Genomic DNA, 17170 nt, shown 5'->3' on the forward strand with positions numbered 1-17170 from the left:
GAAAAGCTGCGCTTCGCTATCCGCGAAGGCGGCCGTACCGTCGGCGCCGGCATCGTCGCTTCGATCGTCGAGTAATCTCCGGATTATTTCGGTTCAGAAAGTCCCGCCGGAAACGGCGGGGCTTTCGTCGTTTTGAATAAGGCGCTTGGGCGAGCCGTCGGGCAGGGGGTGGTCCGCCTTATCCTTGCAACTCCATGGGAGGGGAGGAGTAAGGCGTTCAAGGACATCTGGCTGCGCGTTCCTGCCCCGAGCGCGTGCGACGCTTTCGCCACCAGTGCGACCGACAACCCTCTCAATGCGTCGTAATGCGGCCGTTGAGCCAGCGCGACTCCCGCTTCTGTGGCGCGCACATAGCGCGCAACGGAGGGCGCGGCGCGGGGTGAAAAGGCACGTCACGGGCTGTTGCGGTTTTTGCCACAAGAATTTGAATCTTTTCCGTCAAAGACGCTTGTCATCGCCCGATAAACTGAATAATAAGCCGCTGACTTGATGCACTGACCGGTTCGAGAATGACCGGACGGAGCGACTAGGGGTATAGCTCAGTTGGTAGAGCGGCGGTCTCCAAAACCGCAGGTCGTCGGTTCAAGCCCGGCTGCCCCTGCCATTGCCTTCGCCTTTGCAAGCGGCTTAAAGCCGGGTAGGGCGGATGGAGGTCGGATACGCCGACCATCGAAATTCACAGAAAAGACCGAATACCTCTTGTGATTTATGGAATCGGTCTTTATGTAGGGTCCAAACAGACACGCGGTGCGTGGGGCTGAATCATCGGCTTTACGCGCCGTAATGGTGTGAGCATTACATGGCATCCAAAACGAATCCGTTTACGTTTCTGCAGCAGGTTCGCTCAGAGGCGTCGAAAGTAACTTGGCCATCCAGGCGCGAGACGATGATCTCGACGCTGATGGTATTTGTGATGGTCTTTTTTGCCGCTGCCTTCTTCTTTGCTGCGGACCAGTTGATGGGTTGGCTGATTGGCCTAGTCCTCAACGCTGGCGCTTGATTGGGTGGAGGGTAGTATGGCTGCACGCTGGTATATTGTTCACGCCTATTCGAATTTCGAAAAGAAGGTGGCTGAATCGATCGAGGAGAAGGCCAAGCAAAAGGGTCTTTCGCACCTGTTCGAAAAGATCCTCGTTCCGACCGAAAAGGTTGTCGAGGTTCGTCGCGGTCGTAAGGTTGATGCCGAGCGCAAGTTTTTCCCGGGTTACGTCCTGGTGCGCGCCAACCTGACGGACGAGGCTTATCACCTCATCAAGAATACGCCGAAGGTCACCGGCTTTCTCGGGACCGACAGCAAGCCTGTTCCGATCCCGGACCATGAAGCCGATCGTATCCTTGGCCAGGTCCAGGATGGTGTCGAGCGTCCGAAGCCGTCCGTCTCGTTCGAGATCGGCGAGCAGGTTCGCGTCTCGGATGGTCCGTTCGCCTCGTTCAACGGCATCGTTCAGGATGTCGACGAGGAGCGGTCGCGCCTGAAGGTCGAGGTGTCGATTTTCGGCCGTGCGACCCCTGTCGAACTGGAATACGGCCAGGTCGAGAAGGTCTGAGAAGATCAAGAGAGATTGGGCAAGTCGTTTAGGCCTGCCCTGGCGGAGAAATCCGCATGCGCGTGGAAGGATGTCGGCCTTAGCCAGGTCGAAGGGTCCGCACCACGCAACCGCAGCCGCCGATCCCAGATCGGCAGAATGCCGGGAAGCCGGCGTAATAGTTCCTCGTTTCGATACGTCGCAATGAGGCAATGAGAGGCAGAGAGAAATGGCTAAGAAAGTTGCAGGCCAGCTCAAGCTGCAGGTGAAGGCAGGGTCGGCCAATCCGTCCCCGCCGATCGGTCCTGCACTCGGTCAGCGTGGCATTAACATCATGGAATTCTGCAAGGCGTTCAACGCCGCCACGCAGGAAATGGAAAAGGGTATGCCGATCCCGGTCGTCATCACCTATTACCAGGACAAGTCGTTCACCTTCGTCATGAAGCAGCCGCCGGTCAGCTACTTCCTGAAGAAGGAATCGAAGATCACCTCCGGTTCGAAGACCCCAGGTAAGGCCAAGGCTGGCTCGATCACCAAGGCTCAGATCCGCACGATCGCAGAGGCCAAGATGAAGGACCTCAACGCGGCCGATATCGAAGGCGCAATGGCAATGGTCGAGGGCTCTGCCCGCTCCATGGGCCTGGAAGTGGCGGGCTAAGACCATGGCGAAGATTGCAAAGCGTGTACAGAAGTCCCGCGAGGGCATCGACCCGACGAAGATCTACGGCCTCACCGAAGCCGTTTCGCTGGTCAAGGAACGTGCAACTGCCAAGTTCGACGAGACTGTTGAAGTCGCGATGAACCTGGGTGTTGACCCGCGCCACGCCGACCAGATGGTCCGCGGCGTCGTCAACCTGCCGAACGGCACGGGCCGCACGGTTCGCGTTGCCGTGTTCGCACGGGGTGCCAAGGCTGACGAAGCCAAGGCTGCCGGTGCAGACATCGTCGGCGCAGAAGAGCTCGTCGAAATCGTCCAGGGCGGCAAGATCGACTTCGATCGTTGCATCGCGACCCCGGACATGATGCCGCTCGTCGGTCGTCTCGGTAAGGTTCTCGGCCCGCGCGGCATGATGCCGAACCCGAAGGTCGGAACGGTCACCATGGACGTTGCCGGTGCTGTCAAGGCATCCAAGGGCGGCGCTGTCGAGTTCCGCGTCGAGAAGGCTGGTATCATCCACGCCGGTATCGGCAAGGCTTCGTTCGACGCCAAGGCTCTGGAAGAAAATATCCGCGCCTTCGCTGACGCCGTTGTCAAGGCAAAGCCGGCTGGCGCCAAGGGCAATTACGTCAAGCGCGTAGCTATTTCGTCGACCATGGGCCCGGGCCTGAAGATCGACCCGGCAACGCTCAGCGTCGCCTAAAGAAATTCGGGCTTCGGCCCGAGCATGAATTTCCGGCCCTCCGGGGCCGGAAATCCGGATTTCGATCCGGAACTCCTGTCCGAGATTGCGGGTGGTTTTACCTTAATCACTTCGGCCTGCATGAGACGGGTAAGATCTGAATTTCACAATGACGCCGGAGGCGTCGAAATTCGGTTCGAGCCTCGCTTGCCTTGTGTCAGACCCGGCTTTCCGGGAACGCCAAGGGACAGGATCCTCAAGCGTTGCTCGGGATCTTCGTAAGATGATCCCTGGTGACAAAGGCAAACCCGGCGGGGCTGCATCATTGCAACCCTGCCTACTGGAGACAGACAGTGGAAAGAGCGGAAAAACGCGAATTCGTCACGGAGCTGAACGAAGTCTTCAAGGCTTCCGGTTCGGTTGTCGTGGCCCACTATGCTGGTGTCACAGTTGCGCAGATGAACGACTTCCGTTCGAAGATGCGCGCTGCTGGCGGCACCGTCAAAGTCGCGAAAAACCGCCTGGCCAAGATCGCTCTTCAGGGCACCGAGTCGGAAGGGATGACAGATCTCTTCAAGGGTCAGACGCTGATCGCATTCAGCCAAGACCCGATCACGGCTCCTAAGGTCGTCATGGATTTCGCCAAGACCAACGACAAGCTCGTTGTCCTCGGTGGCTCCATGGGAACAACCACGCTCACCGCCGAAGCAGTCAAGTCGCTCGCGACCCTGCCTTCGCTGGACGAGCTGCGCGCAAAGCTGCTGGGCCTTCTCAATGCCCCGGCAACCCGCGTTGCTACGGTTGTTGCAGCACCGGCAAGCCAGCTTGCCCGCGTGTTCGCCGCCTATGCCAAGAAGGACGAAGCCGCCTAAGGCGGATTTTCGCTGTTGTATTTAAAACCAGTTCGAACCGAACAAAAGGAAAAGTAAAATGGCTGATCTCGCAAAGATCGTTGAAGACCTCTCCTCGCTGACCGTCCTGGAAGCTGCTGAGCTTTCCAAGCTGCTCGAAGAGAAGTGGGGCGTTTCTGCAGCTGCTCCTGTAGCCGTTGCTGCTGCTGGCGGCGCTGCTGCTGCTCCGGTCGAAGAAGAAAAGACCGAATTTGACGTTATCCTCGTTGACGCTGGCGCCAACAAGATCAACGTCATCAAGGAAGTCCGCGCCATCACCGGTCTCGGCCTCAAGGAAGCCAAGGACCTGGTCGAAGGCGCTCCGAAGGCAGTCAAGGAAGCAGTTTCGAAGGCTGAAGCTGCTGACCTCAAGAAGAAGCTCGAAGAAGCTGGCGCCAAGGTTGACGTCAAGTAATTCGGCATTTTGCAAGGGGAGGTGGTCGTTTCGGCCGCCTCTCTTTGACCGTTTTTAGAACATATTACCCAAAAGCCTGTCTCAAAACGGCTTTTGGGTAATGGGTTCTTCAAGAGGATGGTCTCGAACGGAAATCGGCACAGCAATCCGCGCTGCGTGTTTTCCGCAAGTTAGACGAGATTGAACTACTCATTGATTGACGGGGTCGACTGGCCATCGGTTCCCGTCCGTTGCAGGCCCGGATGCAAGATTGACAAGGAGCGACGATGGCTCAGACCCTTTCGTTTAACGGTCGCAGGCGCGTACGCAAGTTTTTTGGTAAAATTCCAGAAGTCGCAGAAATGCCGAACCTCATCGAGGTTCAGAAGGCATCCTACGACCAATTTCTTATGGTTGAAGAGCCCAAGGGCGGACGCCCTGATGAGGGCCTTCAGGCCGTTTTCAAATCGGTTTTCCCGATCAAGGATTTCTCCGGCGCTTCGATGCTCGAGTTCGTTTCCTACGAATTCGAACAGCCGAAGTTCGACGTCGAAGAATGCCGTCAGCGCGATCTGACCTATGCTGCGCCGCTGAAGGTGACGCTGCGTCTGATCGTGTTCGATATTGACGAGGATACCGGCGCGAAGTCGATCAAGGACATCAAGGAACAGAACGTCTACATGGGCGACATGCCGCTCATGACCGACAATGGTACCTTCATCGTCAACGGCACTGAGCGCGTTATCGTTTCGCAGATGCACCGCTCTCCGGGCGTGTTCTTCGATCATGACAAGGGCAAGAGCCATTCTTCCGGCAAGCTGCTCTTCGCTGCTCGCGTGATCCCGTATCGCGGTTCCTGGCTCGACATCGAGTTCGACGCGAAGGACATCGTCCACGCCCGTATCGACCGTCGCCGCAAGATCCCCGTGTCCTCGCTCTTGATGGCGCTTGGCATGGACGGCGAGGAAATCCTCGACACCTTCTACACGAAGTCGCTTTACCAGCGCGACGGCGCAGGCTGGCGCGTGCCATTCCAGCCGGATGCGCTGAAGGGCCAGAAGGCGATCACAGAGATGGTCGACGCCGACACCGGCGAAGTGGTCGTCGAAGCCGGCAAGAAGCTGACGCCGCGTTTGCTGCGCCAGTTGCAGGACAAGGGCCTGAAGGCCCTCAAGGCGACCGATGACGACCTCTATGGCAACTACCTTGCCGAAGACATCGTCAACTTCGCAACCGGTGAAATCTACCTCGAAGCAGGCGACGAGATCGACGAGAAGACGCTTCCCGTCATCCTGTCGGCAGGCTTCGACGAAATCCCGGTTCTCGACATCGACCACATCAATGTCGGCGCCTACATCCGCAACACGCTGACCGTAGACAAGAACGAGAACCGTCAGGACGCTCTGTTCGATATCTACCGCGTGATGCGTCCGGGCGAACCGCCGACCATGGATTCCGCGGAAGCCATGTTCAACACGCTGTTCTTCGATGCCGAGCGTTACGATCTCTCGGCCGTCGGCCGCGTGAAGATGAACATGCGCCTCGACCTCGAAGTCGCCGACACCGTTCGTATCCTGCGCAAGGAAGACATCCTGGCTGTGGTCAAGATGCTGGTCGAACTGCGTGACGGCAAGGGCGAAATCGACGACATCGACAACCTCGGCAACCGCCGTGTTCGTTCGGTCGGCGAGCTCATGGAAAACCAGTACCGCCTCGGTCTGCTCCGCATGGAGCGCGCGATCAAGGAACGCATGTCGTCGATCGAAATCGACACCGTCATGCCGCAGGACCTGATCAACGCCAAGCCGGCTGCCGCAGCCGTCCGCGAATTCTTCGGCTCGTCGCAGCTGTCGCAGTTCATGGACCAAGTGAACCCGCTTTCGGAAATCACCCACAAGCGCCGTCTTTCGGCACTTGGCCCGGGTGGTCTGACCCGCGAGCGCGCAGGCTTCGAAGTCCGCGACGTTCACCCGACCCACTACGGTCGTATCTGCCCGATTGAAACGCCGGAAGGCCCGAACATCGGTCTGATCAACTCGCTTGCAACCTTTGCCCGCGTCAACAAGTACGGCTTCATCGAAAGCCCGTACCGCAAGATCGTTGACGGCAAGGTGACGAACGACGTCGTCTATCTCTCGGCGATGGAAGAAGCGAAGTACCACGTCGCCCAGGCAAACTCGGTTCTCGAGAGCGATGGTTCGTTCTCGGAAGAATTCGTCGTTTGCCGCCACTCCGGCGAAGTTATGCTGGCACCGCGCGACAACATCAACCTGATGGACGTTTCGCCGAAGCAGCTCGTTTCGGTCGCAGCGGCGCTCATCCCGTTCCTCGAGAACGACGACGCCAACCGCGCACTGATGGGCTCGAACATGCAGCGTCAGGCGGTGCCTCTGCTGCGCGCCGAAGCTCCGTTCGTCGGTACCGGCATGGAACCGGTCGTTGCCCGCGACTCCGGCGCTGCTATTGCGGCCCGTCGTGGCGGTGTCGTCGACCAGGTCGATGCGACGCGTATCGTTATCCGCGCCACCGAGGACCTCGATCCGTCGAAGTCAGGCGTCGATATCTACCGTCTGCAGAAGTTCCAGCGTTCCAACCAGAACACCTGCGTCAACCAGCGCCCGCTGGTCACCGTCGGTGACATCCTGAACAAGGGCGACATCATCGCTGACGGTCCGTCGACCGATCTCGGCGATCTGGCGCTCGGCCGCAACGCGCTCGTCGCGTTCATGCCGTGGAACGGCTACAACTACGAAGACTCGATCCTGCTCTCCGAGCGTATCGTGCGCGACGACGTGTTCACGTCCATCCACATCGAAGAATTCGAAGTGATGGCACGCGACACCAAGCTTGGCCCGGAAGAAATTACCCGCGACATTCCGAACGTTTCGGAAGAAGCGCTGCGTAATCTCGACGAAGCCGGCATCGTCTACATCGGTGCGGAAGTTCAGCCGGGCGATATCCTCGTCGGCAAGATCACGCCGAAGGGCGAAAGCCCGATGACGCCGGAAGAAAAGCTTCTGCGCGCCATCTTCGGTGAAAAGGCTTCCGACGTCCGCGACACCTCCATGCGCATGCCTCCGGGCACGTTCGGCACCGTCGTCGAAGTTCGCGTCTTCAATCGCCATGGCGTTGAGAAGGACGAGCGCGCGATGGCGATCGAGCGCGAGGAAATCGAACGTCTGGCCAAGGACCGCGACGACGAACAGGCGATCCTCGATCGCAACGTCTACGCACGTCTCGTCGACATGCTGCGCGGCCACACCGCGGTTGCAGGTCCGAAGGGCTTCAAGAAGGGCACTGAGCTGTCCAACCTCGTCGTCAGCGAATATCCCCGCTCGCAGTGGTGGATGTTTGCCATCGAAGACGAAAAGGCTCAGGGCGAGATCGAAGCGCTTCGCGCCCAGTACGACGAATCCAAGTCGCGCCTTGAACAGCGCTTCATGGACAAGGTCGAAAAGGTCCAGCGCGGCGACGAAATGCCTCCGGGCGTCATGAAGATGGTCAAGGTCTTCGTCGCTGTTAAGCGCAAGATCCAGCCGGGCGACAAGATGGCCGGCCGTCACGGCAACAAGGGTGTCGTGTCGCGTATCGTGCCGATCGAAGACATGCCGTTCCTGGAAGATGGTACGCACGTCGACGTCGTTCTGAACCCGCTCGGCGTGCCTTCGCGCATGAACGTCGGCCAGATCCTCGAAACCCATCTTGGCTGGGCTTGCGCCGGCATGGGCAAGAAGATCGGTGCGATGCTCGATGCCTATAAGGCAGGTGCCGATATCCAGCCGCTGCGCGACACCATCGACAGCGTCATCGGGTCGGGCCCGAAGGGTGAGCCGATCAAGCAGTACGACGACGCGTCGATCGTACGGCTTGCCGAGCAGACCCGTCGTGGCGTTTCGATCGCAACGCCGGTCTTCGACGGAGCTGTCGAAGCCGACGTCAACGAGATGCTGGAGCAGGCGGGCCTCAAGGTCAGCGGCCAGTCGACGCTGTATGATGGCCGTACCGGCGATCAGTTCGACCGTCAGGTGACTGTTGGCTACATCTACATGCTGAAGCTGAACCACCTTGTCGACGACAAGATCCACGCCCGTTCGATCGGTCCTTACTCGCTCGTTACCCAGCAGCCGCTGGGCGGCAAGGCGCAGTTCGGCGGTCAGCGCTTCGGGGAAATGGAAGTCTGGGCGCTCGAAGCCTACGGCGCCGCCTACACCCTGCAGGAAATGCTGACGGTGAAGTCGGACGACGTGGCCGGCCGTACGAAGGTCTACGAAGCGATCGTCCGTGGCGACGATACCTTCGAAGCGGGCATTCCTGAGAGCTTCAACGTTCTCGTCAAGGAAATGCGCTCGCTTGGCCTCTCGGTCGAACTCGAGAACACCAAGGTCGACGAACTCGGTGCAGGTCAGCTGCCTGACGCAGCCGAATAAGAAACATCAAGGTGCGTGCCGCGTCGCGGCGCGCACCGCTTCCTCCGCAAGGCTTCATTGGCAAGCGAGAGGAACGGGGCCGCATCAGATGCGGTTTTAGCTGTTTATGGGGTAGGGGCCGGCGCCCGGGATTTGTCGGCACCCCGCCAAGCTCAGGGCGTTAAGCCCGTAAAGGAGACAGGCATGAACCAAGAGGTCATGAATCTTTTCAATCCGCAGGTGCCTGCACAGACTTTCGATTCCATCCGGATTTCGATCGCCTCGCCGGAGAAGATTCTTTCCTGGTCTTACGGTGAGATCAAGAAGCCGGAGACGATCAACTACCGCACGTTCAAGCCGGAACGCGATGGTCTCTTCTGCGCTCGTATCTTCGGTCCGATCAAGGATTACGAATGCCTGTGCGGCAAGTACAAGCGCATGAAGTACAAGGGCATCATTTGCGAAAAGTGCGGCGTCGAAGTAACGCTGTCGCGCGTTCGCCGTGAGCGCATGGGCCACATCGAGCTCGCCGCTCCCGTTGCCCACATCTGGTTCCTGAAGTCGCTGCCATCACGCATTTCGACGCTGCTCGACATGACGCTGAAGGATGTCGAGCGTGTTCTGTACTTCGAAAACTACATCGTCACCGAGCCTGGTCTGACGTCGCTGAAGGAAAATCAGCTCCTCAGCGAAGAAGACTACATGCTCGCCGTCGATGAGTTCGGCGAAGATCAGTTCACCGCGATGATCGGTGCTGAAGCGATCTATGAAATGCTCGCTTCGATGAACCTCGAAAAGATCGCTGGCGATCTGCGTTCGGACCTGGCCGAGACCACCTCGGATCTGAAGCAGAAGAAGCTGATGAAGCGCCTGAAGATCGTCGAGAACTTCATGGATTCCGGCAATCGTCCGGAATGGATGATCATGAAGGTCGTCCCGGTGATCCCGCCGGACCTGCGTCCGCTCGTGCCGCTCGACGGTGGCCGTTTCGCGACGTCGGATCTGAACGATCTCTATCGCCGCGTGATCAACCGTAACAACCGTCTGAAGCGTCTGATCGAGCTTCGCGCACCGGGCATCATCATCCGCAACGAAAAGCGCATGCTGCAGGAATCCGTGGATGCGCTGTTCGACAACGGCCGCCGCGGCCGCGTCATCACCGGCGCAAACAAGCGTCCGCTGAAGTCGCTGTCCGACATGCTCAAGGGCAAGCAGGGCCGCTTCCGTCAGAACCTGCTCGGCAAGCGCGTCGACTATTCCGGCCGCTCGGTTATCGTGACCGGTCCGGAACTGAAGCTGCACCAGTGCGGTCTTCCCAAGAAGATGGCGCTCGAGCTGTTCAAGCCGTTCATCTATGCCCGTCTCGACGCCAAGGGTTACTCCTCGACCGTCAAGCAGGCCAAGAAGCTCGTTGAAAAGGAAAAGCCGGAAGTCTGGGATATCCTCGACGAGGTCATCCGCGAGCATCCGGTTCTGTTGAACCGCGCACCGACGCTGCACCGCCTGGGCATCCAGGCCTTCGAACCGACCCTGGTCGAAGGCAAGGCCATCCAGCTGCATCCGCTCGTCTGCACGGCCTTCAACGCCGACTTCGACGGTGACCAGATGGCCGTTCACGTGCCGCTGTCGCTTGAAGCGCAGCTCGAAGCCCGCGTCCTGATGATGTCGACGAACAACATCCTGCACCCGGCCAACGGCGCTCCGATCATCGTTCCCTCGCAGGACATGGTTCTCGGTCTCTACTATCTGTCGATCTTGAACCAGAACGAGCCGGGCGAAGGCATGGCGTTCTCGGACATGGGCGAGCTGCATCACGCGCTCGAAACCAAGGCCGTGACACTGCACGCCAAGATCCGTGGCCGTTTCAAGACCGTCGATGCCGAGGGCAACCCGGTTTCGAAGATCTACGAAACCACGCCTGGCCGTATGATCATCGGCGAGCTGTTGCCGCGCAACGTCAACGTGCCGTTCGAGACCTGCAACCAGGAAATGACCAAGAAGAACATCTCCAAGATGATCGACACGGTCTACCGTCACTGCGGTCAGAAAGACACGGTCATCTTCTGCGACCGCATCATGCAGCTCGGCTTTGCCCATGCCTGCCGCGCCGGCATTTCGTTCGGCAAGGACGACATGGTCATTCCGGACACCAAGGTGAAGATCGTCGGCGACACTGAAGCGCTCGTGAAGGAATACGAGCAGCAGTACAATGACGGCCTCATCACCCAGGGCGAAAAGTACAACAAGGTTGTCGACGCCTGGGGCAAGGCCACCGAGAAGGTCGCCGACGAAATGATGGCCCGCATTAAGGCTGTCGAGTTCGACGACAACGGCCGTCAGAAGCCGATGAACTCGATCTACATGATGTCGCACTCCGGCGCCCGTGGTTCTCCGAACCAGATGCGTCAGCTGGGCGGCATGCGCGGCCTGATGGCCAAGCCGTCGGGTGAAATCATCGAGACGCCGATCATCTCGAACTTCAAGGAAGGCCTCACCGTTAACGAGTACTTCAACTCGACCCACGGTGCCCGTAAGGGTCTGGCTGACACCGCCTTGAAGACCGCGAACTCGGGTTACCTGACCCGTCGTCTCGTCGACGTGGCGCAGGATTGCATCGTCAACTCTGTCGATTGCGGCACCGAGAACGGCCTCACCATGACGGCGATCGTCGATGCCGGTCAGGTCGTGGCTTCGCTTGGCGCTCGTATCCTCGGTCGTACGGCTCTTGATGACATCGATCACCCGGTCACGGGCGCTCGCATCGTCGACGCCGGCCGTATGATCCTTGAGCCGGACGTCATCGAGATCGAAAAGGCTGGTATCCAGTCGATCCGTATCCGTTCGGCGCTGACCTGCGAAATCCAGACTGGTGTCTGCGGCGTCTGCTACGGTCGCGACCTGGCACGTGGTACGCCTGTCAACATGGGCGAAGCGGTTGGCGTTATCGCCGCACAGTCGATCGGTGAACCGGGCACCCAGCTCACCATGCGTACCTTCCACTTGGGCGGTACGGCGACCGTGGTCGACCAGTCGTTCCTGGAAGCGTCCTACGAAGGCACGGTTCAGATCAAGAACCGCAACATGCTGCGCAACTCTGACGGCATTCTCGTCGCCATGGGTCGTAACATGGCCGTGCAGATCCTCGACGAACGTGGTGTGGAGCGCTCCTCGCAGCGTGTCGCCTACGGTTCGAAGATCTTCGTCGACGATGGTGACAAGGTGAAGCGCGGTCAGCGCCTTGCCGAATGGGACCCCTACACCCGTCCGATGATGACGGAAGTGGAAGGTACCGTTCACTTCGAAGACGTCGTCGACGGCATCTCCGTGCTCGAAGCGACCGACGAGTCGACCGGCATCACCAAGCGTCAGGTTATCGATTGGCGTTCGACGCCGCGCGGTATCGACCTGAAGCCGGCGATCGTCATCAAGGACAAGAACGGCGCCGTTCTGAAGCTGTCGCGCGGTGGTGACGCCCGCTTCATGCTTTCGGTCGACGCCATTCTTTCGGTCGAACCGGGTACGAAGGTTTCCCAGGGTGACGTGCTTGCTCGTTCGCCGCTGGAAAGCGCCAAGACCAAGGACATCACCGGCGGTCTGCCGCGCGTTGCCGAACTGTTCGAAGCTCGTCGTCCGAAGGATCACGCCGTCATCGCTGAGATCGATGGCACGATCCGGTTCGGCCGCGACTACAAGAACAAGCGTCGCGTGCTGATCGAGCCTGCTGAAGACGGTGTCGAGCCGGTCGAATACCTGATCCCGAAGGGCAAGCCCTTCCATCTTCAGGATGGCGACTACATCGAAAAGGGCGACTACATCCTCGACGGCAACCCGGCGCCGCACGACATCCTGGCGATCAAGGGCGTGGAAGCACTCGCTTCCTACCTGGTCAACGAAATCCAGGAAGTCTACCGACTGCAGGGCGTTGTGATCAACGACAAGCACATCGAAGTCATCGTTCGTCAGATGCTGCAGAAGGTGGAAATCACCGATGCCGGAGACTCGACCTACATCGTCGGTGACAATGTCGATCGCATCGAGCTCGAAGACGTCAACGACGGCCTGATCGAACAGGGCAAGAAGCCGGCATACGGCGATCCGGTCCTGCTCGGCATCACCAAGGCTTCGCTGCAGACACCGTCGTTCATCTCGGCGGCGTCGTTCCAGGAAACCACCAAGGTCCTGACCGAAGCGGCGATTGCCGGCAAGGTCGACGGCCTCCAGGGTCTGAAGGAAAACGTCATCGTCGGTCGTCTGATCCCGGCTGGTACCGGCGGAACGATGACCCAGATCCGCCGCATCGCCACGGCACGCGACGAGATGATCCTCGAAGAGCGTCGCAAGGGCACCGGTGCAGATGTTGCTACCCCGATGCTTGCCGATCTTGCGAAGGAAAACGCAGCGGCCGAATAATCGGAGGAGGGCGGTTTCCGCGCTCTTTTCCCCGAACTAAAAAAGCCGCCCGGAGCGATCCGGGCGGCTTTTTCATTATCGAAGGCTGCAAGGGAGGGCGACGCCTGAGCGTCGGCGGCCTCAGCTGAAACGGATGATCGCAACTTCGCCTTCAAGCGCGCCCTGGTAGGCCGAGGCATGCGGTTCCTCGTTCGGCACGTCGGTCAGGGTGCCGATCTGATCGAGGTCCGCCTCCAGGAAGCCTTCCTCGGCGAGCGCGTTCAGCGCCTCGCGCACGGCCGTATCGTCGTCGGGTGCGCGCAACATCACGTGAATGTCGACACCTTCTTTGTCTCCGTCGGTCTCATAAGCCTTGCCGATGATGATGAAGACCATCGGTTCGTCCGGTGCATTGTCGTTGTCAGGCGTGACGCTCATTGAATATCCTTTCGAGTGCGTGCCTGAGTTTAGCGCCCTTTTCAGTGCAGTGCGAAAGAAATAGCTCTGTGGCCACAGGCTTTGGCGACGGGTAGAATCGTTGCGGTGGAAAACCGTCACAAACTGGTTGCCGATTCCTTAAGCCTGCGAGAAGCTGCCGGCGTTCAAGTGCATTGGGGGTCGCCAGGACCCGTCTCGATACGCGCCAAAGCCTTGTTTTCCGGGCATGTCTGGCCTGTATGCCGGAGAATATTTGTTAATTGCCCTTGACTGTCGGCCTTGAAATCAGTACACCCCGCCGCATCGGAGCCCATGTGAGGCTGGCTGGTTCGGAACGTCGCGTTCTGGAGTTCGCCTCAAACAAGGTTCAAAACGCACGCTGACTACAAAAAATGCTGCACGCATGACGCGCGAAACTGTGTGTCCTCTGCTTTTTGTAGGGCCATCCGCGACAAAGCGGATCGGTCCTCGTTTGCGCATTTTACAGGCGTTCGTATCGCCGGCGACGGCATCGATCCGCCCGCAAGGGTAACGAGACAAGATTTTGCAAGGGATGGTTACATGCCTACCGTAAACCAGCTGATCCGCAAGCCGCGTCAGGCACAGGTAAAGCGCAACAAGGTTCCTGCTCTGCAGGAAAACCCGCAGAAGCGTGGCGTTTGCACCCGCGTTTACACGACGACCCCGAAGAAGCCGAACTCGGCTCTGCGTAAGGTTGCCAAGATTCGCCTGACCAACGGCTTCGAAGTCATCGGCTATATCCCGGGTGAAGGTCACAACCTTCAGGAACACTCGGTTGTCATGATCCGCGGCGGCCGCGTAAAGGACCTTCCGGGTGTCCGTTACCACATCATCCGTGGCGTTCTCGATACGCAGGGTGTCAAGAACCGCAAGCAGCGCCGCTCCAAGTATGGTGCGAAGCGTCCGAAGTAATTTCGGGTTTCACGAATTCGGCGCTGCGCGAGGTTCTCCGCGTGTTAAGGCGCCAGTCAACAGTTGAGAGACAAAACGTATGTCACGTCGTCACAGTGCAGAAAAGCGCGAGATCAACCCGGACCCGAAGTTCGGCGATCTGGTTGTCACCAAGTTCATGAACGCCATCATGCTTCATGGCAAGAAGTCGGTTGCTGAAAGCATCGTTTACGGTGCCTTCGATGCCGTTCAGGGCAAGCTGAAGCAGGAACCGATTGCCGTGTTCCATTCGGCTCTCGACAACATTGCTCCGCACGTCGAAGTCCGTTCGCGTCGCGTTGGTGGTGCAACCTACCAGGTTCCCGTCGACGTTCGTCCGGAACGCCGTCAGGCGCTCGCCATCCGCTGGCTGATTGCTGCTGCCCGCAAGCGCAATGAAACGACCATGGTTGATCGCCTCTGCGGCGAACTCATGGACGCTGCGAACAACCGTGGCAGCGCCGTCAAGAAGCGCGAAGATACGCACAAGATGGCCGACGCCAACCGTGCATTCTCGCACTACCGCTGGTAATCGACGACCAATTTCGAAAGGGAGTCCCTATGGCTCGCGAATACAAAATCGAAGACTACCGCAACTTCGGTATCATGGCGCACATCGACGCCGGCAAGACGACGACCACCGAACGTATTCTCTACTACACCGGCAAGTCCCATAAGATCGGCGAAGTCCACGACGGCGCGGCGACCATGGACTGGATGGAGCAGGAGCAGGAACGCGGCATCACCATCACGTCTGCTGCGACCACGACCTTCTGGAAGGGCCGTGATGGAAAGACCCGCCGCTTCAACATCATCGACACCCCCGGCCACGTCGACTTCACCATCGAAGTCGAACGTTCGCTGCGCGTTCTCGACGGCGCCATCGCGCTTCTCGACGCCAACGCCGGTGTTGAGCCGCAGACGGAAACCGTCTGGCGTCAGGCCGAGAAGTACAATGTCCCGCGGATGATCTTCTGCAACAAGATGGACAAGACCGGCGCTGACTTCTACCGCTCTGTCTCGATGATCAAGTCGCGCCTCGGTGCGATCCCGGTCGTCATGCAGCTGCCGATCGGCGCTGAGACCGAGTTCAAGGGCGTCATCGACCTGATCGAGATGAACGCACTCATCTGGCGCGACGAATCGCTCGGCGCTCAGTGGGACGTCGTCGAGATCCCGGACGACATGAAGGCGGAAGCGCAGAAGTACCGCGAGCTACTGATCGAGACTGTTGTCGAGATCGACGAAGCCGCGACCGAAGCGTATCTGGAAGGCAACCTGCCTGACAACGACCAGATCCGCGCGCTCGTTCGCCGTGGCACCATCGACGTGAAGTTCCACCCGATGTTCTGCGGTACCGCGTTCAAGAACAAGGGCGTTCAGCCGCTTCTCGACGCCGTCGTCGACTACCTGCCGTCGCCGCTGGACATCCCGGCGATCAAGGGCATCGACGTCAAGACGGAAGCCGAGACCGAGCGCCACGCTGACGACAGCGAGCCGCTTTCGATGCTCGCCTTCAAGATCATGAACGACCCCTTCGTCGGTTCGCTCACCTTCGCCCGCATCTACTCCGGCAAGCTCGAGAAGGGCACGTCGGTCATGAACACGGTCAAGGAAAAGCGCGAGCGCGTTGGTCGTATGCTTCAGATGCATTCCAACAGCCGTGAAGACATCGAAGAAGCCTTTGCAGGCGACATCGTTGCGCTGGCAGGCCTCAAGGAAACCACCACTGGCGATACGCTCTGCGATCCGCTGAAGCCGGTTATCCTCGAGCGCATGGAATTCCCGGAGCCGGTCATTCAGATCGCCATCGAGCCGAAGACCAAGGGCGACCAGGAAAAGATGGGCCTCGCGCTCAACCGCCTGGCTGCCGAAGACCCGTCGTTCCGCGTCAAGACCGACGAAGAGTCCGGCCAGACGATCATCGCAGGCATGGGTGAACTTCACCTCGACATCCTGGTTGACCGTATGCGTCGCGAGTTCAAGGTCGAAGCAACCGTCGGCGCGCCGCAGGTTGCCTACCGCGAAACCATCACGCGTCAGCACGAAGAAGACTACACGCACAAGAAGCAGTCCGGTGGTACCGGTCAGTTCGCGCGCGTCAAGATCGTCTTCGAACCGAACCCGGATGGCGAAGACTTCAAGTTCGAGTCCAAGATCGTCGGTGGTGCTGTTCCGAAGGAATACATCCCGGGCGTTCAGAAGGGCATCGAAAGCGTTCTGTCTTCGGGTCCGCTCGCAGGCTTCCCGATGCTGGGCGTCAAGGCGACCCTCATCGATGGTGCCTTCCACGATGTCGACTCGTCGGTTCTGGCGTTCGAAATCGCTTCGCGTGCCTGCTTCCGTGAAGCAGCGAAGAAGGCCGGCGCTCAGCTCCTCGAGCCGATGATGAAGGTCGAAGTGGTAACGCCGGAAGATTACGTCGGTGACGTGATCGGCGACCTCAACTCGCGTCGTGGCCAGATCCAGGGCCAGGAAGCACGCGGCGTTGCTGTCGTGATCAATGCAAACGTCCCGCTCGCGAACATGTTCAAGTACGTGGACAACCTGCGCTCGATGTCTCAGGGCCGCGCCCAGTACACGATGACCTTCGATCACTACTCGCCGGTCCCGTCGAACGTCGCACAGGAAATCCAGGCAAAGTATTCCGGTCAGAAGTGACCGGAATACCCTTTCGCTGAAATAGATAGATAAGATTTCCCCGACAGGGGACAGGAAACGGAGAGCCGAAAATGGCAAAGAGCAAATTTGAGCGCAATAAGCCGCACGTTAACATTGGCACGATTGGCCACGTTGACCATGGCAAGACGTCGCTGACTGCAGCGATCACGAAGTA

Annotated in this window: 14 protein-coding genes and 1 tRNA gene; 14 read left to right on the top strand and 1 reads right to left on the bottom strand. The window is 59.1% G+C overall.

Annotated elements, in window-relative coordinates:
* From HT585_RS31360 to rpoC, 10 genes are all read left to right on the top strand, one after another.
* The coding region (locus HT585_RS31360; protein WP_130520932.1) for an EF-Tu C-terminal domain-related protein at positions 1–75 on the top strand (75 nt) is incomplete at its 5' end.
* A gap of 453 nt (positions 76–528) precedes the next feature.
* A tRNA-Trp gene (locus HT585_RS31365) sits at positions 529–604 on the top strand.
* A gap of 195 nt (positions 605–799) precedes the next feature.
* A complete protein-coding gene (gene secE / locus HT585_RS31370; protein WP_025426653.1) occupies positions 800–1000 on the top strand; it encodes a preprotein translocase subunit SecE in 201 nt (66 codons plus the stop codon).
* A gap of 16 nt (positions 1001–1016) precedes the next feature.
* Positions 1017–1547 carry a transcription termination/antitermination protein NusG gene (gene nusG / locus HT585_RS31375; RefSeq protein ID WP_077498435.1) on the top strand — a complete coding sequence of 177 codons (531 nt, stop codon included), beginning with the start codon at positions 1017–1019 and terminating at the stop codon, positions 1545–1547.
* Positions 1548–1755: 208 nt separating this feature from the next.
* Positions 1756–2184: a 50S ribosomal protein L11 gene (rplK, locus tag HT585_RS31380; protein ID WP_053247107.1), complete on the top strand. Its 429-nt coding sequence runs from the start codon at positions 1756–1758 to the stop codon at positions 2182–2184.
* Positions 2185–2188: 4 nt separating this feature from the next.
* On the top strand, positions 2189–2887 hold the full coding sequence (rplA, locus tag HT585_RS31385; RefSeq protein ID WP_025426656.1) for a 50S ribosomal protein L1: 699 nt from the start codon (positions 2189–2191) through the stop codon (positions 2885–2887).
* A 332-nt stretch (positions 2888–3219) separates the two neighbouring features.
* Positions 3220–3738 (top strand): 50S ribosomal protein L10, encoded by a 519-nt coding sequence (gene rplJ, locus HT585_RS31390; RefSeq protein WP_176356683.1) that lies wholly within the window; start codon positions 3220–3222, stop codon positions 3736–3738.
* Positions 3739–3796: 58 nt separating this feature from the next.
* A complete protein-coding gene (rplL, locus tag HT585_RS31395; protein ID WP_176356684.1) occupies positions 3797–4171 on the top strand; it encodes a 50S ribosomal protein L7/L12 in 375 nt (124 codons plus the stop codon).
* A gap of 266 nt (positions 4172–4437) precedes the next feature.
* Positions 4438–8577 carry a DNA-directed RNA polymerase subunit beta gene (gene rpoB / locus HT585_RS31400; RefSeq protein ID WP_173419735.1) on the top strand — a complete coding sequence of 1380 codons (4140 nt, stop codon included), beginning with the start codon at positions 4438–4440 and terminating at the stop codon, positions 8575–8577.
* A gap of 183 nt (positions 8578–8760) precedes the next feature.
* On the top strand, positions 8761–12966 hold the full coding sequence (rpoC, locus tag HT585_RS31405) for a DNA-directed RNA polymerase subunit beta' (protein ID WP_176356685.1): 4206 nt from the start codon (positions 8761–8763) through the stop codon (positions 12964–12966).
* 120 nt (positions 12967–13086) lie between these two features.
* Here the strand turns inward: rpoC and HT585_RS31410 are convergent, their stop codons facing one another.
* Positions 13087–13383, bottom strand: coding sequence for a transcriptional regulator (locus HT585_RS31410; protein ID WP_176356686.1), 297 nt, complete (start codon positions 13381–13383; stop codon positions 13087–13089).
* Between the two features lie 561 nt (positions 13384–13944).
* On the opposite strand from HT585_RS31410, the gene rpsL reads away from it, so the two are divergent.
* The 4 genes from rpsL to HT585_RS31430 all read left to right on the top strand — a co-directional run.
* The gene (gene rpsL, locus HT585_RS31415; RefSeq protein ID WP_003507760.1) at positions 13945–14316 is read left to right on the top strand and encodes a 30S ribosomal protein S12; all 372 of its coding nucleotides are present in this window, start codon (positions 13945–13947) and stop codon (positions 14314–14316) included.
* Between the two features lie 79 nt (positions 14317–14395).
* Positions 14396–14866, top strand: a complete 471-nt coding sequence (gene rpsG, locus HT585_RS31420) for a 30S ribosomal protein S7 (protein ID WP_025426662.1) — start codon at positions 14396–14398, stop codon at positions 14864–14866.
* A gap of 29 nt (positions 14867–14895) precedes the next feature.
* Positions 14896–16995 carry an elongation factor G gene (gene fusA, locus HT585_RS31425; RefSeq protein WP_173419737.1) on the top strand — a complete coding sequence of 700 codons (2100 nt, stop codon included), beginning with the start codon at positions 14896–14898 and terminating at the stop codon, positions 16993–16995.
* Between the two features lie 71 nt (positions 16996–17066).
* The coding region (locus tag HT585_RS31430; protein WP_082520064.1) for a GTP-binding protein at positions 17067–17170 on the top strand (104 nt) is incomplete at its 3' end.

Source organism: Ensifer oleiphilus (genome assembly GCF_013371465.1).
GTDB classification, from domain to species: Bacteria; Pseudomonadota; Alphaproteobacteria; order Rhizobiales; family Rhizobiaceae; genus Ensifer; species Ensifer oleiphilus.